This window comes from Paenibacillus senegalimassiliensis (genome assembly GCF_001486585.1).
In the GTDB taxonomy this organism is placed as follows: Bacteria; Bacillota; Bacilli; order Paenibacillales; family Paenibacillaceae; genus Fontibacillus; species Fontibacillus senegalimassiliensis.
This window is the reverse complement of the sequence record NZ_LN909045.1, coordinates 283,709-305,446: the sequence shown is the minus strand read 5'-3', so window position 1 is coordinate 305,446 and position 21,738 is coordinate 283,709. Positions and strand designations below refer to the sequence as shown.

Genomic DNA, 21,738 nt, shown 5'->3' with positions numbered 1-21,738 from the left:
TTAATTTATTTTTTGACAAATACCAGTGGCTCTACGGTCGGCTCAAACGGAATGCTCACCGAGGCGATGCGTCCGTCCACTGCGGTGGCGAAGGATGCCGGGTGCGGTCCCCCAAATAGCTCGAAGGTGAAAATATCGTAATGCAGATGCTTCACTTCCATCCGGTTGTTGTTGAACTGCATATGCAGATGATCGTCTTGCAGGGTGATTTGAATTGTGCCATAAGCCGGGTGACTGTATTCGCCCACATATTCTTCAAGTGCATGGCTATATGGCTTGTTCTCAAGCTTGGTATCGTAAATAGCCGTCAGCATCCCCTTCATCGCCGTCAACAGGGAATCCATGCCTTCCTGACAAAGACGGAACCAGTTCTTCCCGTTATCCACGCCCAGACAGCGGTCATAGATCTCCATGGATAACGCCGTCCCAAACAGATTGCTGTTGGCATTAGTCAAAATGGCGCAGCCAATCCCCTGATCCGGGAGCAAAGAGACGAAAGCCGAGCCTCCGTTCACGTTCCCTCCATGATCAACGACTTTATGTCCGCGGAAATAATCAACCATCCAGCCCAGGGCGTACCCCGCGTTAACCCGCTCGGGAAGCTCGAAGGGCAGAAGCTGATACGGAATGTTCGGCGTGTGAAGCTCCTTGAACAAAGCCGCATCCAGCAAGGCCTTACCGCCAGCTTGTCCGCCGTTCAGGTTGAAGGCCACCCATTTAGCCAGCTCGTCAGCAGGCAGATTGATGGAGCCCGCAGGACCCATGGCATCAATGATCAGAGGAACATTCTCCTGGTTAACGCCCTCCCCATCCGGGGTATACAAGCTGGCGTATTTGCCGCTCTCATCAGGATAGGGAATCCGAAAGCTGTATTCCTGAATGCCCAGGGGAGCAAAAATTCGCTCTTCGATGAATCTCTCCCAAGGAAGTCCACTCACCCTCTCGATCAGATGTCCCAGCACCGCGTACATGGGATTCTGGTATTGCCAACGGCTGCGAAAGGGAGCATTAGCTGGTAGATGGCGAATCAGGTGCTCCGCCAGGTCCTTGCGATCCAGGTCATTCCGGTTGAACCACATCATGTCGTGGCGCGGAAGCCCCGTGCGGTGACATAATAAATCTCTTGGCGTCGCTTGCAGTGTCGCCACAGGATCGGCTAGCTCAAATTCTGACATGTAGGTGCGGATAGGGGTATCCAAATCCAGCTTCCCGTCATGGACCAGCATGGCGATCGCCGTTGCCGTAAATGATTTGCTGGAGGAACCGATGGGCAGTATATGCCCTGGGGTTAACGGAATCTCTCTCTCCAAATTCGCATAGCCAAACGCCTTCGAATAAATAACCTCGCCATGCTGGACAATCGCTACCTGGGCCCCCGGTACGTTCATCTCGGCCATGGCCGTCTGAATCGTTTCCTCCAGACCCTTCAACATGTTCTCGCTCATGTGATCCCTCCTATTTAGTTACTCCTCATTTTAAAGCAATGAATTTAATTGTAAATATAAATGTAAGGTTTTTTATTTATACAGTAACATTTATTGTTTTCACTTTTGAACAGCTCGCTAAACTGGACATCCTGTTGTCACAGTCCTATGGTATAACTAGGAGCAAAAAGAAGGAGTGAACGGATATGGCAATCTTTGAATATCAATCGAAGCAGGAGCTCATGGAGACGATTCATGCTTTGTACTTGCTATTGGATAGGGAATTTGATGATGTAAATCCCGGGGATAAGGATGTGCGAATTGCTGAGGTGGACCGAACTCCGGCGGAGATTATCGCCTACCAGCTAGGCTGGATGCATCTGGTGATGGGCTGGGATGAGGATGAGCGGAAGGGCAAGGAGGTCAGCATGCCCGCTCCCGGTTACAAGTGGAATCAGCTTGGTGGAATGTATCAGTCGTTCTATGATCAATACGCTACCTCGTCATTGCCCGAACTGCGCGACCAGTTCCAGCAATTGGAGCAACGTTGGCAGCAGTGGATTAACACGTTCAGTGAAGAAGAGTTGTTCACCCAAGGCCACCGCAAGTGGACGGGCAGCAAGGATAACTGGCCCATCGCCCGCTGGATTCACATCAACTCGGCGGCGCCATTCAAGACGTTCCGGGCCAAGATCAGAAAGTGGAAGAAGCAGCGGCAGAAGCTATAGCGATTCGGCCGCAAACTGACTACTGACTAACTGTACAGAGACTGAGGACTGGCTCCGGGAGAGCGATGGAAGATTAGAGGCATTTGGACCTCATCAATCATCGTTGTTTCGCTCGTTAACCAGAAGTGAGGTAAGGACCAAAGATAACAGGATCATTAATAACAACCCAACGAGCGAATACGGGTCAGGTATGCTTAAGTAGTTTAGAATAGCGTGGAAAATTTGAACCAAACCCCAAAATACAAGGATGAATACCATCCATTTCTTTATCCGTTGCTTCATGAGAAATCACCTACGATTCATGATTTAATGTATGCTGCATACGCTGCAAAATATCTTGCTCCCCACTTCAGACTACCGGGACAGCAGATAGGAACGGAAGCGTTCGGCCGCAGGAGACAGGACACCACCTTGCCGCCAGGCCAGACCAATAGTACGGCGGCAGCGCTCATCGTCGACCTCAAGGCGTACCGCTGCTGTAGGGGATAGGTGGGGAATATCCGGTAGCAGGGAGACTCCAAGTCCTGCGGATACAAACCCGATCACCGTCATAATCTCCTCACCCTCCAGCAGAATGGCTGGCCGCGTTCCGGTTAAGCCGAACAACTCCTCGCTGATCGTACGTAGTCCATAACCTGGCTTCAAGGCAATGTAGGGCTCAGTAGCCAGTTCCGCCAAGCTGACGTGGCCCGCTCCAGCCAGTCGGTGTCCGCAAGGAACGTAGGCATACAACTGCTCCTGCCACAGCTCGCACCACTCCACTCCCGGCCGGGTCTCCGTCATGGACGACAGGGCGAAGTCCGTCTCCCCCGCTACCAGCAAATCCAGCATATCCTGGGTGGATAATTGATTCAGCTTGAAGCCGATATGCGGATACTTGGGAATGAACTCACCCAGCAGCCGGGGAACTGCGGCCAGACCCAGTGATTTCAAAAAGCAGAAGGATACTGTGCCATATTCCGGGTTAAGCCCGTGCCTTAGTTCTTCCTTGCCCTCATGTATCTCCAGCAGCGCCCGCTCTACCCGCTCAAAGAACTGCTTGCCATAACGGTTCAAGCGAACACCTCGGCCTTGTCGGTCAAACAAGGCTACTCCGAGTTCCGCTTCCAGCCCGGCCATCGCCCGGCTTAATGCAGGCTGCGAGATGTTCAATTCGGCAGCAGCTTGCGTGAAATGCTCCAGCCGAGCCACCGTCTGAAAATACTCCAACTGCTGCCATTCCATTTTACGTCCCCCTATTCATACCTTTTGTGCATTATATTAATTAGAATTATACATTAGACGATCCGCAAAAAGCTCGCTACAATTGGAAGAGCTTTCAAATTGTAGACAGAGGAAGGTTCACATGACCACACTAACACTCATATTCGTCATGCTGCTGGTCGGACTGCTGCTCGGCTTTATTGGGGCAGGAGGGTCCGGCTTTATTATCGCCATCCTGACCACGGGGTTCGGCTACCCGGTACATACAGCGATGGGCGTCGCTTTGGCGGCGATGCTCTTCACTTCGCTCTCCGGCATGATCAGCCAACAGCGGCAGCGTAATACGGAGACTGCCGCCGGGCTATGGGTTGGCCTCACCGGGGCCGTCGGCTCCATCTTCGGCTCCAAGGCGGCCTTCCTGATTGCCCCGGAGCAAATGACATGGTTCACCGCATCCATGCTGGTCCTGTCTTCCCTGCTGATGTGGCTTCGCCTGACGCTGGTGAAGCAGGCAAAGCCGCTGTCGGTGCAACGCGGCAGCACCGGATACATTCTGCGGGCCGTCGGCCTGGGCCTTGCGGTAGGCTTCCTCACCGGGGCCTTCGGTATCGGGTGCACGCCCTTCATCCAGCTTGGCTTGATTCTGTTGCTTGGTCTGGACCTGCGCAAGGCAGCAGGCACCTCGATGCTCGTGATACTGCCCATTGCCGCTGCCGGCTGGCTGGGCTATTACCAGGGGGGCGGCTTTGATGCCCTGCTACTACTGAAGGTGCTGGCTGGAACCATGGTCGGCTCCTATATCGGCGCACGCTTTACCAAATATGCCCCGGCCCGGCTACTGAAGACAGGTGTGATTGTCATGCCCGTAGTCGCAGCCTGTGTGCTTGTGTTGTAAGAGGGAACCCGCTTACGTTCACCCAACCTAAAGGAGAGATTGCGAAATGAACAATAATGAACATCCCCCGGTTGTGCAAACCCCGGATGGACGGGTACAAGGTCAACATGAGCAGGGATTGTTAGCGTTTCGTGGACTGCCCTATGCCAAGCTGCCGCAACGCTTCCTCCCTCCCGCTCCGCCAGAGCCATGGAGCGGAATTCGCCTCGCCGACCGCTATGGCCCTATGGCCGTGCAGTCGGCTGATCCTGCCGCGTCGTCTTCCGAATCGGAGGACTGCCTGACGCTAAACATCTGGACGCCCGGTCTCGAACACCCGCTGCGCCCGGTTCTTTTCTATATCCATGGGGGCGGCTTCACGGGCGGTACAGGGGGCGATGACATCTATGCGGGCAGTTCCTTTGCCCGGGACGGGGATATCGTTGTGGTCACCGCCAATTACCGTCTAGGCGTGTTCGGGTTTCTGGATGTATCCCCATGGCTGGGCGAAGCTTATCGCTCGTCCGGCAACAATGGCCTGCTCGATCTCATCCAGGCCTTGCGGTGGGTGCAGGCGAACATCGCCTGCTTCGGAGGCGACCCGCACCGCGTGACCATTATGGGCCAATCGGCCGGAGCCAAAGCGGTGGGCGGGCTGCTCTATGCCCCGGCGGCGGAAGGACTGTTCCAGCAGGCGATTGCTATCAGCGGATCGGTGCAGGCGATTCGCGACCAGGCGACCGCCACCAAGCTGGCCCAGTCCTACCTGGATACCCTGGCCTTGCCGGAGCAGGAACTCCGCCACCTCGCCGAGTTGCCCGCCGCAGCGCTGATCCAGGCGCAACATGCCTGGGTGCGCGATACTAGCGGCATCCACCTGTTTGGTCCGGTCATCGACGGCCGGACCATCGTGGAGTCGCCGCTGGGCGGGCTGAAGCAGCGGGCAACGCTGCCCCCTCTGCTCATCGGCACCAACCAGCACGAGGCGGCTGGCTTCATCGCTAACGACGCGCACATGCGCCAGCCTACACCGGAGCTGCTTCACCGCATGTTCGGGCTGAACGCCCCCGCGGTTGAGGCCGCATATATCCGGCGCTCAGGCCGTTCCCTTGCGGAGCCTGTGGATGCGGCAAGCTGGGAAGACGTGCTCACGGACCATATGTATCGACTCGGGGCGGTGCGCACAGCAGATGCCTGGAGTCAGGCAGGCGCTCCCGTGTGGCTCTACCGCTTCGATCGGCAAGGCCCACTCGGCAAGGCATCCCACGCGGAGGAGTTCGACTTCGTCTGGAACAACCAGCATGTTCCCGCTGGCGAAGAAGAACTGGCCCGCACGCTTCATCAGGCCTGGACCTCCTTCATTCATCACGGCGCTCCGGCAGCCGCTTTACCCGAATGGCCCTCCTATCAGGCGGGCAGAGGACAGCTTCAGGTATTCAATCATACCTGTCGAATAGAAGCACTGGCTCCGTTCGAGAGCCCCGAACCTCCCCTCTTCCCGGTTCCGGTGATTCGGCTGTAGGGTTGAAGATTATACAAATAACCCGCTGATTCGGTTGCACGAATCAGCGGGTTATTTATGCATTTATTTAATACTACGCATTTTGAGTATGTCTACATTTAGGATAAGTGCTGCAACCCCAGAATTCACCGCCTTGCTTGTTTTTCCGAAGCACCATCGGGGCTCCACATTTACATGTTGTCGTTGCTGTGTTTGTTGTTGCTTTCGTTGTTGTAGGTTTGGTTGCTGCGACCTCCCGCTTGGCCTTGGTGATTTCGGAAAGAGCCGTCTCTTTACTGGCAGTAGGGCGCCGCTTCTTCACAGGCTTCCACTTGCCCCAAGCGTTAAGCTTCTGCTCCAATAATCCACCATGCCAGTAGTCCACCTTGAACTGCTCGGCTTCCTTCTTGGCCGGAGCAGTTAAGTCAGAGGTAGTTATAAGCAAGGACAAAATACAATCATGATTGCGCTTTGCTCCCACCAGTTCACGAACAGTCATGACTTGAACCATATTATGATCAGCATAACATTTGGCCTGAACAGCGGTCTTCTCCCCCCTCCGGTCTGTAATGACCAGATCAACCCCACCGTCTCTGCCGCCTACCCCTACTTCCTTGACCGTGTAACCTTGATCGCGAAAATAGAGAGCTAGCAAGCGTTCAAACTCAGCTCCCGATAGATCCTCCAAACGGCTGCTCAATATAGTTTCATCAGACCTCACCTCATTACTGGAGCGTCTGGACCCGGCACGGGCATTATTTTTACTAGGTTTCTTCTTTTTGCGGCGTCTCTTGGCTGTCCAGAGGGTCCCAATAACATCCGCCACTATAAACGACCCCAGGATGATGGCGATAGAATATCCCCAGTTCAAGCGCGGAAACAGGAAATACGCCGCCAGCCCTGCAATCAGGAACAAACCTTTTAACACGTAAGCCAGTTGTTTGCCTTCCGACTTATAAGTTCTTGCCATGGATTTCGTCATCCTTCCAAATTATGATGTCTATCCATATTTCGACAAAGGTTCCTGCATTTCCTTCGACATTCTATCCACGTATAGCTATCATTCACCTTGTAATTGAGAATAATTTTCATTAGTATATACTTAAATTTAAATTAAGCACTCGCGATAGGGCGATAGAATAGAGAGATTTGGGAGGAAACCATGAATATTGAGGAGCATATTCGCATGTGGCAGCAATCCGCATTTCGCATGCTGGATATCCGCCATGTGACGAGCGGCAGCCATGAGCAGCCCAAGGTGTACCGCATGCCGGCCAATGCCTTCATCGCCATCCTTCAAGGGGAAGCACGAGTACGTATTGACGAGCAGGAGCATAGAATAGGCCCCTTTCACATCATTCATGCTTGCAAAGGAATGAGCGTGAGCATTGCCCCGCTGGAAGCTACGTTGGAGTACCAATTCATGCTGTACAAGCCGGTCTATACCCTGGCTGACCCCAAGGGCATCAAGCGTCTGCTGGAACGACGCAACCCGCTTCAACAGCATTATATAGCAGTTACGGAGCATCCCGTGTTGATTCATCAATGGCTGGAGCAAATTCGGGGGGCCTGGGCAGACGGCAGTCCTTTACAGAAAATTCGCGTACAAGCTCTGTTCCTGCACCTGGTTCATGAGCTGCTGGGACAACTTCATGTTCAGGGTATGAGCGAGCCTGCCACCGATCTGGCTTCTCAGGCTCTCCGTTACATTCATGAACGTTATGCCGAGCCGATCACTATCGAGTCGATGGCGGCTGACCTGCATTGCTCAACCCGTCATCTTTCACGGATTTTCCGTCAAAGTGGCATCGGACTAACCCCCTCTGATTATTTGATGCATGTCCGGATGAATGAAGCTGCCAAATTGCTGCGTAATACGAAGCTGAATTTGCAGGATATTGCTGTCGGAGTGGGGTATTTGGACAGCTATTCCTTTAGCCGAATGTTTAAAAAATACAGTGGACTCTCCCCCTTGGCTTACCGTAATCAGCACTATATTGATGCAACAAGTCCGAAAGTGCCATCTTCCGGTTCCGAATATTCCATTGTTGCCGGACAACTCCATGATTATATTGATAATAATAATCAATACCAATTAGGGGGTAAGTCCAACATGAATCACTACATGCTCACACGCTATAAAGTCATGATGCTGCTGGTTAGCACTTTTTTGCTGCTCAGCGCCTGCACCGCACCGACGAATAGCGTCAACAATGCTGCACCTTCGCCTGCTGCCAATGAAGCGGCTGGGCCGGAAGATACACAAGCAACCAGCGAGGCTCGCACGATTACTCATGATTTGGGAGAGACGCGTATCGAAGGAATTCCGCAGCGTATCGTTACGCTGGAGCAAGGGTTCACCCAGGTTCTCGCTTCGCTGGAGGTCAAGCCGGTGGGGGTAGCGGATGATAATAAGCCTGAGCGTTTCCCGCAGGACACGCTGGCCTATATCGAGGGTTATACTTCGGTAGGTACCCGCTCCGAGCCCAATCTTGAGGTCATTCGTACCTTGAAGCCAGACCTTATTATCGCTGATACGGGCCGTCACACAGAGGTTTACAGACAACTAAGCGAGATTGCGCCTACCATCGCTTACAAGAATGACGGTGGCAACTATGAGCAGGCTATTCTCGCAACTCAGGCCATCGGCGATGCCTTGGACAAATCCGAAGAAGCTGCCGCTTTGCTTGCTAGTCATAAGGAGAAAGTCGAAGCCTTGGCACAAGCGATCAATTTGGATCAAAGTGTGCTGATCGTTGCTCCCCAAGAGGATGACGGCAACACTTTTCAGGTACGGACGGATTCCTCGTTCCATGGTTCTTTTCTCAAGAACGTGGGTCTGAACTACGCACTGAGCAACGATAAGGAACACAACGAACTCATGACCATTGAACAACTGCTCACGATTGATCCGGATGTTCTGCTGATTCTGATCAACGAAGACGATGAATCCATCTTGCCAGCACAAGCGAACAACCCGCTATGGAACCAGCTTAGTTCTGTCCAGAACGGACGGGCCCATGAGGTAGAATTGGCGACTTGGTCCAGACAACGCAGTATTCCTGCCCTCGACAAGGTCATTGCCGAAGCGCCTGATCACTTCTAGACATGGTATCTTTGTTCAAAAACACTTTATCAGGCCGCTCCAAGTTCCTGGGGTATAGCCTGCTTGGTCTTATCGTGTTGTTGCTGCTCTTTATTGTGTCACTACTGGTCGGCCCTACGGGGTACGGCCTTTCTCTTCTTCGTGAATATGTATTGGATTACTCCGAGACAAATAAAGATCATTTAATTCTCCACCTGCTGCGCTTGCCACGTGCCGTTGCCATTATACTGATCGGGGCTAACTTGGCGGTAGCAGGCTGCATCATGCAGGCATTAACTCGTAATCCGCTGGCTTCCCCCAGCTTGTTCGGGCTGAATGCCGGGGCTTCCTTTGCGGTGGTGCTCAGTATGGTCATCTTCCCCGGTGTGGGCGGCTTGCTGCTGGCCGGGGCCAGCTTTGCCGGAGGGCTTCTCGCTGTGCTGCTCGTTCTGTCGATGAGCGCAGCCACCCGCGGTGGCCAGATGGAGCTGCGGATGGCGCTCGTCGGCATCGTGATTCAAGCCGTATTGTCTTCCTTTACGCAAGGACTGCTCATTTTCAATGAGGAATCTTCCTCCCGCATCCTGTTCTGGCTGGCTGGATCGGCGGCTGGAATCAAGTGGGAGCAGGTCACACTGCTAGCCCTATTCAGTCTGGGCGGCTTGCTAGGCGCGGTGCTGATTAGCCGCTCGCTATCCTTGATGAACCTGGGAGATGAAATCGCAAAGGGGCTGGGGCAAAAGGTATGGCTTCTACGGATCGGCGGCAGCGCCATCGTCATTATGCTGGCGGGCATTTCTGTAGCGGTAGCAGGTCCCATCGGGTTCGTGGGACTGATCGTCCCTCATATCAGCCGTTATTTACTGGGCAATAATTATCGGGTGCTAATCCCCTTCTCTGCCATTGCGGGCGGCATTCTATTAACCGCGGCCGATATCGGCTCACGGTTTGTGAATTTCCCTGCCGAGACGCCAGTCGGCATTGTGACCGCGCTGGTCGGGGCGCCCTACTTCGTTTATCTGGCACGCCGCCGGAGCAGGAGGTCCGCATGAAAAGAATAGCTGTTGCGGTTCCGATTCGGGTGCGAAATACCTCTGTTATATTGCTGCTTGCGATGGTTGCCGCCGTGTTAGCCGTAGTTAATATAGGCATTGGCGCCGTGCCCATGTCTATAGCCGATATATGGCACGCCTTCACGGGTCAAGGTGACCCCGACCTGTCGCATATCATCATCCATTACCGGATGCCGCGCATTCTGCTGGCCCTGCTGGTGGGCAGCGCCTTGGCTGTATCCGGGCTGATTGCCCAGACAATTCTGCTGAATCCGCTGGCAGCTCCCGATACGCTGGGCATCTCTTCCGGGGCGGCGATCGGTGCCGTGCTTCTGATGGTCAGCTTGCAGCCGGAGTGGCAAAGCTATGGCCTGTCTTCCATCGCAGCCTTCGCCGGGGGCTCTCTCGGGGCGATGCTGGTATACGCCCTTGCCTATCGTAACGGGCTCAATCCCGTGCGACTTGGACTGGTAGGGGTTGCGGTCAGCGCTTGTGGAAGCACCTTGGTACAGTTGCTGGTGATCCATTCGTCCATGAACACCAACACGGTGTTACTCTGGCTGAATGGTTCATTATGGGGCCAGACGTGGGCGCAGGTATCGCAGCTTGGCCCCATCGTGCTGCTGCTTATCCCGGTGGCCTGGGTGCTGGGTACTCATCTCGACATTCTCCATTTGGGTGACATTTCGTCCAAAGGGCTGGGCATGCGGGTGGAACTGGTGCGCTTCTTCTATCTCTTTCTCGCCGTGCTGCTAACCAGCAGCTCCATCGCTGTAGTGGGCATGATCGGCTTCGTTGGCCTGGGCAGCCCCCATATGGCCCGGCGCATGGTCCGGGGAGGCCATCGCATCTACATCCCGGTCGCCGCTCTGGTGGGCTCCATCATGCTGCTGTTAGCCGACACCCTCGGCCGCTCCGTAGCCCCGCCCATTGAGTTCCCCGCCGGACTGATCACGGCTTTGATCGGCGCTCCTTACTTCCTCTACCTGCTGCGGCGTGAGTTCCGTCGGCAGCGGTAGTGGTAGTGCTGGAGGTAGTGGTGGAGGTAGTGCTGGCAGCACCGATAGTGGTGACGGGTAAGAGCGGATAAAGGTGAAGGATGCAGTAAATGGGTCTGGATGAAATCTGGATGGGATGAAGTGAGGTATGATATAGTGAGGTACTGTTTAGTGAATGTGAATGTACTGTATAGTGAGTTAGGAAGATACAACTAGTTAATTAGCTGGGAGAAGCCACTCCCGAGCTTATAGAGGTTGTTCAAAAAGTCACCTTCCCAGAACGAAGTAGTTCAAGGAGTGAACTCGACATCGAATCTTGAATTCACCCGGGCCTTCCGTTGCTCACGTACCCACTACGTACGCTCCGCTACTCAGTCCCTGGCTTCATCCAACCTTCTTGGTCCTGTAAACTCGACTTTTTGAACACGCACTTATATGGAATTTCTCCCGCTAATTTGTTCACTTTTCGCATATTGCAGCTAATTATATGGAATTCCTCCAGTTAATTTAGCCATATTACCGCCAAAACGGGTATATCGGTGACTTTATAGGGAGGAATTCCATATAACAGGCGTTTTCCGGCAATAATCCGCTGATTAGCGGGAGGATTTCCTGTTAATCTTCATCTGCTGGATAGAATGGAGGTGGGAACCGAAGAGTCCGCTTTCCCCTCCATAATCTCCAAGGCTTCATCGGTAATTTGAGCGGGAGATCGGTTTACATGGGCTGACCTGTGCCCTAGCCCCTTGGCTAAGGCGTGAACTAGGATGCTTCTATCTCCGCAAGCAACTGTAATTCAATCTGCTTCATTTCATAAAAATATCCCTTACCATTCATCAATTCATCGTAAGTTCCCTGCTCAACCACTCGGCCTCGATCCATGACCACAATCTTGTCCATCACTTCAAGGCCCGCGAGCCGATGGCTAATCATAATTAATGTATCTGCGGCGGCCTGTTCAAATATCTGCTTCAACACAAGTCGCTCCGTCACGTAATCCAATGAGGAGGTAGGCTCATCCAGCAGCCACAGCTTCCCGGATCGCAACATCACTCTTGCCAGTGCAAGTCGCTGCTTCTCTCCATCTGACAGATTTTCGCCCTTCTCCAGCACCGGAGCATCAAGCTCCAGCCCTTGGAGCTGCGCTCTCTGCAGAGCTACTGACAATGCTGAATCATCACAGTGCTCTTGCCCCGCCAACATGTTCGCACGAACTGTTCCACGAAAAAAGTGACCTTGCTGAAGCACCACATTCGTATGGCGCCAAATATCCGCTTCATCCACCGCCTTGACAGAGATGTTGTTCAAGCTGATACTGCCTGCCGTTGGGATATGAAGCTTGAGCAATAGCTCCAGAATTGTTGTCTTTCCCGATCCGCTGGGTCCTACAATGGCTGTCTTCGAGCCTGCTGGTAGCTCCAGAGAAATATCAGACAGTACAGGTCTCCATTCGTCCTTGTACTGATAGCTCACCCCGGCAAGTTTAATAGAGGGAGCATCTGGCGTCATTTTCCCCAAGACCTCTTCACTCGAACTCAAATTCTGACCTGGGGGGATGCTCTGCTGAAGGCGTCTGGCAGCATATTCACTATCCTGCTTATATGCAGGCAAGATTGCCATTGGAGCTGCCTCCTCAAAGACAGTATTAGTCGCCATCACAAGCATGGCAAGAAATACGCCAGCCAAGGAGCCCTGCATAATTAAATAGCTTCCCAGCACCAACACACCCCAATAAATTAAAAAGGTGACAAACACGTGAAGCGACTGCCCGCGAAGCAAGCCACTTGCTTCCTGTCTCTGACTGTCTGTCAGCTCTTCAGACATTTGGCGGAGCCTGTCTCCCCGTTTCGTCAATTGATTATACAGCTTCAAATCGCGGAAGCCATAAAGCAGCTCAGCCGCCTCGGCAGAAAAAGCTGCTCTTTGAGAACGCACTCGCTCATGAATTTTACTTCGTCCGGCCAGAACAATACCGGGAACCACAAAGGCCGTTAATAGCATTCCAAGCACCAGGAGCAGTGCAATCCATATCGAAAAGGCAGAGGTGAAAATAACCGTAGCCAGAAATACCATCACCACCATGATCGGAGGATAGGCCACGCGCAAAAAGTAAAATTGAAGGCTTTCAATATCCCCTACAATCCGCGCGAGCAGTTCTCCGCTACGTGTACGATTTAACAGGCCGGGCACTAAGGGAACCAGCTTGGAAAAATAAGTTACCCGCAAGCGGCTGAGCAGCGAGAAGGTTGCCCGGTGAGAATACAAGCGTTCTCCATACCGGCTTGCCGCGCGGACAAAACCAAGCACCTTCACCAGCGATGTTAGCACAATCAGCGTGTAGAGAGGCGGAGCAAATACCGTTTGCGAAATAAGATACCCGCTTGTGGCAAACAGAACAACACCTGCAATACCAGCTATAAACCCTCCTAAAATGGACATTAAAATGTCTCTTCGCTCTTGAAGCATCAATTTGGTGAATATCGTTAGCTCCTTGATGATAATCCCCCCTCTCGCTGGGCAGTGACCAGCTCGGCATATTGCGGAAGACGCGCAAGCAGCTCTTCATGCGTTCCACTATCTGCCACCTGCCCCTTCTCCATATAAAGAATCCGGTCGGCATGACGAATCGTATACAAGCGATGCGCCACAGTAATGACAGTCGCTTTCCGGGCAAGCTCCGAGATAGAACGCTGCAATATCTTCTCCGTCTGCACGTCCAGCCCTACGGTCGGTTCATCGAACAGCAGCACGGAGGGCTGCTTCAAAAAAGCCCGGGCCAAGGCCAGCCGCTGCCGCTCGCCTCCCGATAGCCCTCTTCCTCCATCACCAATCTCCGTATCGTAGCCATGCTCAAGCTCGGAGACCAGCTCCGTCAAGCCCGCCGCATCAGTTGCAGCAACAATCTCCTCACGAGATACAGCCCGCCCTGCCCCCAGAGCGATATTGTCAGCAAAGGTGCCTGCGAAAATGTAAGGGTGCTGTGTAATATAGCCTATATGACGAAACCATAACTCTTCCCCAAGCAGCGCAAGGGGCTGGTGCTGAATAACCACCTCCCCGGATGCAGGAGTAAGCAAGCCGGACAACAGGTGCAGCAGTGTAGTCTTTCCCGATCCGCTTCGTCCAACCACGGCAACCTGCTCGCCAGGATGAATGGTTAACCTTCCGGTATCCAGCTTGAAATGCTCATATTCAAAGCAGACATCCTGCAATTCAATAAGAGGAGGCCCTTCCGCGAGCTGCTGCTCCAGTTGCTTCCGTGCTAAAGCATCCATGGCGTCAGAAGTCTCATGCTGCGGATCATCCTCCACCGTCTCAAGCATCTCTTCGACCTTTCGGATCGCTCCCATGCTTGTCCGCCCGCTGTGAAAAGCCGTCCCTGTATTTTTCAATAAATTATAGAACTCTGGCGCTAGCAACAAAACCAGCAAGGCGGTGTGAAAGGTGAGTGTCTTGAATACGACCAATTGCAGGGCCAGCTCCAGGGCCACCACTCCAATCCCCATCATCACGATAGCCTCAAGCATAAACGTATTCGTAAAAGCGATCCTCAAAATCCCCATAGTTGCATCACGATAGTTAAGACTGCTACGCTCAATCCGCTCCTCCTGACGTTTAGTCCATCCAAACAATTTAAGCGAAACCAGACCTTGCAAGGAATCAAGAAATATGCCTGAAAACTGAGCTAACTGCTCGTACTTCTCCTCCGATTTCCGCTTGGTGCTCAAGCCTACCAACACCATAAATAGAGGAATGAACGGCGCCGTAAAAAGTACAATAAGACCTGAATTTGGATGCAGAATAAATAAAGAAATCAGTAGAAGCACGGGGATAAACAGAGCCTCTATCATCTTGGGCATATATTGACTGAAATAGCTGTCCGACTCGTCAACAGCATCCAGTGCGACACTGATCTTCCCCCCTGCCTGTCCTGCCAGTGCACCAGCTAACGAGCTGCCTGTCAGCCTGGCAAGCAGACGAGATCTCATGATCTGCTTGGCTGTCGCCGCCATGCTGAGCCCCGTTCTTCCACTGGCATAGATCAGCAGCACCCGAATTGCCATTACCAGCAGCAGATAGCCAAGCGCGGCAGCAACTCCCCCCAGCGTATCTCCTTCCACAAAGACGCGCTGCACCACTTCGGCCAATAGCACAGCTTGAGTGATCAAGGCCGCGCCCAGCCCCAAGGACAAAATTGCCAAAATGACAAGCCGCTTTCTTTGTGCAGCCATCAGTGCGGACAGTAAACTTGCCTTCCTTCTCACTCCAAGCCCTCCTACTCCCCTATCTATTTTCAAACGTCTCCTTAACGCTTCCCCTTCACATAATCTGCGTCAAACAGGAACAGCCTTAATACAAGAATCAGAGAAGGAATGAGCAGCAGCAGCCCTCCGATAAAAGCAGCCACTAATGCAGTACCCATCGCAGGCGATGTAGCGCCGTTGTGAATGGTGATATACGGATCAAGAATGTATGGGTACTGCCCGATGCCATAGGCGAAGAAGGCAAAGAAAAACTGCAGCATCACACTTATAAATGCCAGCCCGTAATGAGTTCCTTTGTAGAAAAGCCACTGCGCAAGCATAAAACATATAATTGACAGGCCGAGCAGCCACCATAAATCTATCATGTTCTGAAAATGCCTCTCATTATGCTGACTTAGCGAAATAAAGGAGGTAAGCGCAGCAATAATCGTTGGCGTCCCCCATAACAGCGTATAGTTCCTCATCAGCTTCAAGGCCGGAAGATCCCCGGCTCGCGATGCATAGAAGGTGAGAAAGGAGCTGCTGATGAACAAAACAGATACTATTGCCAATCCAACGATGCTCCAGGACAGCGGACTGGTCAGAAGCTTCATATAATCCAGAGATACCGAGTTGTCCGCTGCCACGATAAAGCCGCCCTCGGAAAGTGTAAGCGCCACTGAAAGGGCAGCCGGAATGAACAGTCCGGTCGCTCCATAAAGAAATAAGTAGAGCTTGCTCTCCTTGGAGCCATAGTTCTCAAAGGCGTAGAAGGAGCCACGTATCGCCAAAAGTATAATCGCAATGCTCCCCGGCACAATCAGCGCAGAGCCATAATAATAAGCCGTATCCGGGAAGAAGCCTATAATCCCCACGAAGAAAAAGACAAAGAAAACGTTGGTTATCTCCCACACCGGGGACAAATAGCGCGAAATCAAACGATTAAGGAGATGATCCTGCTTGGTATGCCGTGCATAAAAGGCAAAGAATCCGGCTCCATAGTCAATAGAAGCTACAATAAGATAACCATAAAGAAACACCCACAATACGGAAATGCCGACTAATTCATAGCTCATCTTCTGACATCCCCCGCTTCCTTCGACTTAAGGTGGTTAGCTCCCGCCGACTTCTCCATCTCTAGCTCAGCCGGATTGTTACGAAATAATCTTCGCAGCACAAAGACGCAGATCGTCCCAAGCACGATATAGAGCAGCAAGAACAAGAAGAAGAGAATTCTTACGCTGGGCGAGGTTGTAGCCGCTTCTTCCACTCTCATGTAACCGCGAATAATCCAGGGCTGGCGACCGATCTCGGCATAGAACCATCCCAGCTCAACCCCCAGAAAAGCGAAAGGAATACAGCCAACAATTGCCCAGAGAAGCCATCGATTCAATTCATTGCGCTTCTTCCATATTACGAATAGGAAATACACAGCCGGAATAGCAACCAGCGCTGCGCCTGCTCCAACCATTAAATCAAACAAGTAATGCACAATTAGCGGCGGCTGCTCATCTGCTGGAAACTCATTAAGTCCGGTCACCTCGGCATTAAAATCCCCAAAGGCCAAAAAGCTGAGCGCCTTGGGAATATGCAAAGCCCCCATAATTTCCCGTTCACTATTCAGCCAGCCCAGCAATATGAGGTCTGCCCCTCGCTCCGTTTCAAAATGCCACTCCGCGGCTGCCAGCTTCTCCGGTTGATGTGCTGCCAGAAATTTAGCTGACATGTCTCCAGCCAGGGTAGTGAGCACACTGAAAATCAGCAAGACAGACATCATAAGCCGCAAAGCCTTCTTGGCATATAGGCTGGCTCCCTTTTTCAGAATAGAAAAAGCAGCGACCCCCGCGAGCAAAGCGGCTCCTGTGGCGTAAGCCGATGTCAACACATGGAATACCTTAGAAGCGGTAGCTGTATTAAACATGGCCTCCAGCGGCTGAACCGCAATAAAATGACCCGCTTCCATCACGAACCCTTCCGGTTGATTCATGAAACCATTTACGGTTGTAATGAAAAACGCTGACATGCTCGCCCCCGCAACAATAGGCAGCGTAAGCAGCCAATGAATGTAGCGATTTCGGAACCGATCCCAGGTATACAAATAGATGCCAAGAAAAATGGCTTCAAAGAAAAACGCAAACACCTCCATAAATAAAGGAAGGGCAATTACGTTTCCGGCAAGCTTCATAAAATTAGGCCAGACTAAGGCTAATTGCAAAGCAATCGCCGTCCCTGTAACGACTCCGACAGCTACAGAAATGATGAATCCTCTTGTCCACCTTTTGGCCATTAATATATAGTGTTCGTCTTTTTTCCTTATTCCCACAAATTCCGCGATTGCAATCATTAAGGGAATTCCAACTCCAACCGTGGCAAATATGACATGAAAGGTTAAGGTTAAACCCGTTAGCCACCTGCTCCACAGTAGCGTATCAATCATCTTGAATAATCTCTCCTCCCAATGTCCCTATCCATTCTATTTTTTATAATTTAATTATTTATTATACCCAGCTCGATGACACACTAAAAATTCAAAGCACCTCAGTTCATCAAAAAGACATTATTTTGAGGAAAATGTGTGAATTCGAGAAGTTTATAGTGACTTTTTTAACAGCTAATAGGAATATGCCGCATCGTAAGCTGCTTCCATACCATCTGCCTCTTTAGAAACTGCGAAGAAAACAAATTGGCCCTTCGATTTGAGCACATGTTTTTCTATAAGATAATATTCCTCAGGGCGGTAGTCCTTGAATTTCACGGTTTGCGCCTGAATTCTTTGTTCGATTTGTTCCATCACCCCAGCAATGTCACGGATATCCTTGACCTTCAGGATAGCTAGTTCATCTGCCTTGACGTTGGAGGTCGCTGTGTACAGGACGAAGCCCTCAAGTATTTCCGGCTCGATCCCGTACCATTTTCGCAACTCCCCCTCATCTCGTAGCTGCACTCCACTGAAATCAACCTTTTGCTCCATGTGATTCTGAATCTCGGCAACAGTCAATGCTTGCCCGGCAGAATTACTTGAACAGGCACTCAAGAGTCCAATCATCATTATAAATCCAATCAGTACCCACTTTTTGGACACCATAATACTTCCTCCATTCCATGTAGAGAATCATCTTACCAGGCATCACAATATTTCCTCCACTACGTTCAGAATCGATGGGTCTTCAACGAAAGTCTTGATATTGTAAAGGATCACCATGTCCTGGAACCCACGCTCACGTATCAAATCTAGCAGCGAGTCCGTAAAGTAACGAAGGTCCACCACGTCGATTTCTCCATAATGCTCAGTGAGGAAGGGAATCAAACTATTGGCGTAAGAGTCCTTTACGACTAATAGCTTTTTCTCAGGTGGCCCCCCTGTCACTATTCGAATCAAGACATGATTGCCATCTAGAAAAACAGCGTATTTATCTTTTTCATCCAGCCTGTTCTCTGCATACAGCGAGTCCGTAACCCGGCGTTCCTCTTCATACGATACCTTGATGGACTCTTGCTCCCGGGGAAGATAAAGCCCGATTGAGTCTGGCGAGAGGTGGCGATACCCACTTTTGGAATAAAGGGAGCCATAAAATTCCTTCGTCGCCAAGTGAATACGGAACGAATCCTCCTCCTGAGGAACGATTCCCAGGTGTCCAGCCAGCTCGCGGTAAGCGTAATAGGCCCCCTTCGTGGTCCAATGATGGTCCGTCTTATAGTAGATAGGCTGGCTTCGGTTCGGATACAAGGCCGAATAAGCATCGGCAAACTGGATGCCATCAGGCAGTAACGTCTTCAACTGCTCCACATCCGCAAGTTGGTCGCCCACTGGAGCATGTGCGGGAAGCTTGTCGGGGTACAGCGCAGCGGCAGTTGGCACAAGCATTAGCACTTTATGCAAATCCGGCGTAGCTTGGTCCAAAGCCACCATCGCCTGCCCCCGCTCTGCCAGTTGTGTAGCAGAGGGAGAGATGTACTGCTCTAGCAAGTATCCATCCTTGCCAAGAAAAACACCCTGACTCTCCTGCTTGCCCAAGGCACGGTCTAAGTCGGTCTTCATGCCCACCCAGAGATTGCGAAAAGCCACCTGGTCCGACATGTAACGCTCGTAATCGGCCGTAAACTGCCCCGATAGCAGCACGCGCAGCGAGAAGCTTGGCCGTCCCTCCAGCACTCGGTTCTCGGTCTCCGAAAAAGTCTTTTCAGGTGTCAGCATCGTCGCCAAGGCCACCCCGCCAATATAAAGCAGTAACAACAGGCCAATCAGGTAGGTTGAGTTAACCCTGCGTCTCATCGAGCTTCCCCCTTAGAATCGGAAATATAAAAATGGGTTGTAGGTTTGGGCGACGAGATAAGCCGTAGACAGGATTAGCGCCACCAGATACAGCAGCGGCAGGACCGTCACAGAGACCAGACGTCGTCTGAAGGTCCAGCGCAGTAGCCATAGACGTGGGAGTGGTGTAGCACACAGTGCAGACAACGCCAGTATCAGGGCATACGCTGATAAATCATAAAGCGCCTGAAAGTTCGCCCACCCGTTCGCAGCCCCGCCAAACATACTTTTTACAAATATCCAGGCCATATCCATCTGCTCGAATTCAAATAACACCCAACCGATGGCAACAGCCAAAAGTAAATATATGTGTTGTCCCAGACGCGGGACATATTTTAGCCACTTTAGCAAAAAGAGCTTCTCCAGCGTGACCAGACCTCCGAAAAACAGCCCCCACGCTATAAAATTCCAACTGGCCCCATGCCATAAGCCCGTCATGAACCAGACGATGAGTAAGTTCCGAAGCTGCTTGCCGATTCCGGTCCTGTTCCCGCCGAGGGGAATATAGACGTATTCGCGGAACCAGGAGCCTAGCGAGATATGCCAACGTCGCCAAAATTCGGTCACACTGCGAGAAATATAAGGGTAATTAAAATTAATTTTCATATTAAACCCCAGCATTTTAGCCAAGCCTCGCGCCATGTCTGAGTAGCCACTGAAATCAAAATAAATTTGCAAAGTGAACGCAGCGATTCCCAACCAGGCCCCCAGCATACTCATCTCTTCCGCGGGCGTCGTCTTCACGCTAGTCCATAACAGGCCCAGGTTGTTGGCTAGCAGCATCTTTTTGGCTAAGCCGCGAATAAACAATTCCGCACCTTTACCAAAGCGCTTCAGCGTGAGGTTACGCGAGACCAGTTGCCGTGCAATATCGCCATACTTGACAATAGGACCTGCTACCAGTTGAGGGAACATTGTTACATAGGTACCGAAGGCGATCAAATTTCGCTGTGGCTGCACCTTGCCCCGGTAGACATCAATAACATAGGACATCGTTTGGAACGTGTAGAACGACAGGCCAATAGGTAGCGGGAGATCGGCGGCTTGCAGATGTAGCTGGAATAATCCGTTCAGGTTATCAATGACAAATCCGGCGTATTTATAAAAACCGAGAATCCCCAAATTTCCGGCTAAGGAAATCAATAGGACCGTCTTGGCTACCCGCCGTCGAGGTCTGAACCGCTCAATCAGCAGTCCGTTGGCATAATCGAACACCGTAGAGAACACCATGAGCAAGATATAAAGCGGCTCTCCCCACGCATAGAAAACAAGACTGGCTGCCAGCAGCACTGCATTTCTCAGCCGCTTGGGCGAAATGTAGTAGACCAGCAGAACCATCGGCAAAAATTGAAACAGAAAAATCAAGCTGCTGAAAACCATCGTTCTCCCCTCCTATGATCTGGGCTTCATTGGGAAGGAGCGCTCAAATAGTCAAGCAGAAGCGGATAAAACGCAGCCTGAAAATGAATGCCATCCGTGTCATACAAATCGGTGTGTTCCGCAACCAGCGGGGTCAAATCGACATATTGAACCTGCTGCTTCTCGGCAAGTGCCTGAAGCCCTTCATTATACTCTCCGATCGTGGCATAACGCGGCTCTTGCTCCTCCGCTTCGACCGTGACCGGCAGCACCGATAGTAGAGAAATGCTTGCTTCCGGCAGCCCGTCTTGAATAGCATCAATCAAGCGCCCATAATGGGTCATTGAATGGGCTATCGGATCATCGGTAGGCCAGAGAATATCTGTGGAGCCTAGATGAATATAGACATGCTCGGGCTTGCGGGCAATCAACTGGTCAACATCGTCCTCCATCATGGTGAATTCTGCTGTTTTTCCCGCACCGGCCAGTACATTTTCCTCGTTCAATACATCATGATAGCTCAGCCCTTCCGTGATGGAATCGCCCAGGAACACGCTTGTCCCATACTGTGCTTTGTAGTCCAAGGGAAGCTCTGCTTGCCCCGTGTTGGCTGGTCCTCCGTTGTCCTGTCTTCCACAAGCCCCCATCACTAAAGCCATGGCAATCAGCAGTATTCCTAATCTCTTCATCTCTTCTATCCCCTTTCGTTGATCTTTTTAATGTGTGTTCAAAAAGTCGGGTTTTCAGGACCGAGAAGGTTGAATGAAGCTAGGGACTGAGGAGCGGAGCGTACGTAGTGGGTACGTGAGCACCGGAAGGCCCGGGTGAATTCAAGATTCGATGTCGAATCTATTTCTCGAACAGCTTCGTCCTGGGAAGACGACTTTTTGAACAACCTCTACAAGAGGAATAGTACAGGAGGGATATGCAGTTCATGTGCAGATCAGTTGCAGATGAA

The 21,738-nt window shown here is 51.7% G+C and carries 17 protein-coding genes; 6 read left to right on the top strand and 11 right to left on the bottom strand.

Going from position 1 to position 21,738, the window contains the following annotated elements; translation table 11 throughout:
- Positions 1-5 precede the first annotated feature (5 nt).
- On the bottom strand, positions 6-1,445 hold the full coding sequence (locus BN3279_RS11410; protein ID WP_059050938.1) for a serine hydrolase: 1,440 nt from the start codon (positions 1,443-1,445) through the stop codon (positions 6-8).
- 185 nt (positions 1,446-1,630) lie between these two features.
- Here BN3279_RS11410 and BN3279_RS11405 point away from each other — a divergent pair, with 185 nt between their 5' ends.
- Positions 1,631-2,152, top strand: coding sequence for a ClbS/DfsB family four-helix bundle protein (locus BN3279_RS11405; protein WP_059050936.1), 522 nt, complete (start codon positions 1,631-1,633; stop codon positions 2,150-2,152).
- A gap of 354 nt (positions 2,153-2,506) precedes the next feature.
- On the opposite strand, the gene BN3279_RS11395 is transcribed toward BN3279_RS11405, so the two are convergent.
- On the bottom strand, positions 2,507-3,376 hold the full coding sequence (locus tag BN3279_RS11395) for a LysR family transcriptional regulator (RefSeq protein WP_059050932.1): 870 nt from the start codon (positions 3,374-3,376) through the stop codon (positions 2,507-2,509).
- A gap of 121 nt (positions 3,377-3,497) precedes the next feature.
- On the opposite strand from BN3279_RS11395, the gene BN3279_RS11390 reads away from it, so the two are divergent.
- Together BN3279_RS11390 and BN3279_RS11385 are read left to right on the top strand one after the other, a co-directional pair.
- Complete coding sequence (locus BN3279_RS11390) at positions 3,498-4,250, top strand: sulfite exporter TauE/SafE family protein (RefSeq protein ID WP_232436829.1); 753 nt, start codon at positions 3,498-3,500, stop codon at positions 4,248-4,250.
- A 46-nt stretch (positions 4,251-4,296) separates the two neighbouring features.
- Complete coding sequence (locus tag BN3279_RS11385; RefSeq protein WP_059050931.1) at positions 4,297-5,751, top strand: carboxylesterase/lipase family protein; 1,455 nt, start codon at positions 4,297-4,299, stop codon at positions 5,749-5,751.
- Between the two features lie 73 nt (positions 5,752-5,824).
- Here BN3279_RS11385 and BN3279_RS11380 read toward each other — a convergent pair whose 3' ends face one another.
- Complete coding sequence (locus BN3279_RS11380) at positions 5,825-6,700, bottom strand: restriction endonuclease (RefSeq protein WP_059050929.1); 876 nt, start codon at positions 6,698-6,700, stop codon at positions 5,825-5,827.
- 192 nt (positions 6,701-6,892) lie between these two features.
- On the opposite strand from BN3279_RS11380, the gene BN3279_RS11375 reads away from it, so the two are divergent.
- From BN3279_RS11375 to BN3279_RS11365, 3 genes are read left to right on the top strand one after another with little or no spacing between them, the layout of a single operon-like run.
- Positions 6,893-8,836, top strand: coding sequence for an ABC transporter substrate-binding protein (locus BN3279_RS11375; RefSeq protein WP_059050927.1), 1,944 nt, complete (start codon positions 6,893-6,895; stop codon positions 8,834-8,836).
- A 2-nt stretch (positions 8,837-8,838) separates the two neighbouring features.
- Complete coding sequence (locus tag BN3279_RS11370; protein WP_059050925.1) at positions 8,839-9,867, top strand: FecCD family ABC transporter permease; 1,029 nt, start codon at positions 8,839-8,841, stop codon at positions 9,865-9,867.
- A complete protein-coding gene (locus tag BN3279_RS11365; RefSeq protein ID WP_059050923.1) occupies positions 9,864-10,886 on the top strand; it encodes a FecCD family ABC transporter permease in 1,023 nt (340 codons plus the stop codon). The genes BN3279_RS11370 and BN3279_RS11365 overlap by 4 nt, the downstream gene beginning before the upstream one ends.
- A gap of 741 nt (positions 10,887-11,627) precedes the next feature.
- On the opposite strand, the gene cydC is transcribed toward BN3279_RS11365, so the two are convergent.
- The 8 genes from cydC to BN3279_RS11325 all read right to left on the bottom strand — a co-directional run bounded on the left by cydC (position 11,628) and on the right by BN3279_RS11325 (position 21,469).
- Positions 11,628-13,361 (bottom strand): thiol reductant ABC exporter subunit CydC, encoded by a 1,734-nt coding sequence (gene cydC, locus BN3279_RS11360; protein WP_059050921.1) that lies wholly within the window; start codon positions 13,359-13,361, stop codon positions 11,628-11,630.
- Positions 13,349-15,130, bottom strand: coding sequence for a thiol reductant ABC exporter subunit CydD (gene cydD, locus BN3279_RS11355; RefSeq protein WP_059050919.1), 1,782 nt, complete (start codon positions 15,128-15,130; stop codon positions 13,349-13,351). The genes cydC and cydD overlap by 13 nt, the downstream gene beginning before the upstream one ends.
- Before the next feature lie 41 nt (positions 15,131-15,171).
- Complete coding sequence (locus BN3279_RS11350) at positions 15,172-16,185, bottom strand: cytochrome d ubiquinol oxidase subunit II (RefSeq protein WP_059050917.1); 1,014 nt, start codon at positions 16,183-16,185, stop codon at positions 15,172-15,174.
- The gene (locus tag BN3279_RS11345) at positions 16,182-17,546 is read right to left on the bottom strand and encodes a cytochrome ubiquinol oxidase subunit I (RefSeq protein ID WP_059050915.1); all 1,365 of its coding nucleotides are present in this window, start codon (positions 17,544-17,546) and stop codon (positions 16,182-16,184) included. The genes BN3279_RS11350 and BN3279_RS11345 overlap by 4 nt, the downstream gene beginning before the upstream one ends.
- 174 nt (positions 17,547-17,720) lie before the next feature.
- On the bottom strand, positions 17,721-18,194 hold the full coding sequence (locus tag BN3279_RS11340) for a DUF4358 domain-containing protein (protein WP_059050913.1): 474 nt from the start codon (positions 18,192-18,194) through the stop codon (positions 17,721-17,723).
- A gap of 42 nt (positions 18,195-18,236) precedes the next feature.
- Positions 18,237-19,382 (bottom strand): DHHW family protein, encoded by a 1,146-nt coding sequence (locus BN3279_RS11335; protein WP_059050911.1) that lies wholly within the window; start codon positions 19,380-19,382, stop codon positions 18,237-18,239.
- A 12-nt stretch (positions 19,383-19,394) separates the two neighbouring features.
- Positions 19,395-20,801, bottom strand: a complete 1,407-nt coding sequence (locus BN3279_RS11330) for an MBOAT family O-acyltransferase (protein WP_059050909.1) — start codon at positions 20,799-20,801, stop codon at positions 19,395-19,397.
- A 26-nt stretch (positions 20,802-20,827) separates the two neighbouring features.
- Positions 20,828-21,469, bottom strand: a complete 642-nt coding sequence (locus BN3279_RS11325) for a GDSL-type esterase/lipase family protein (protein ID WP_187377783.1) — start codon at positions 21,467-21,469, stop codon at positions 20,828-20,830.
- Between the last annotated feature and the right edge of the window lie 269 nt (positions 21,470-21,738).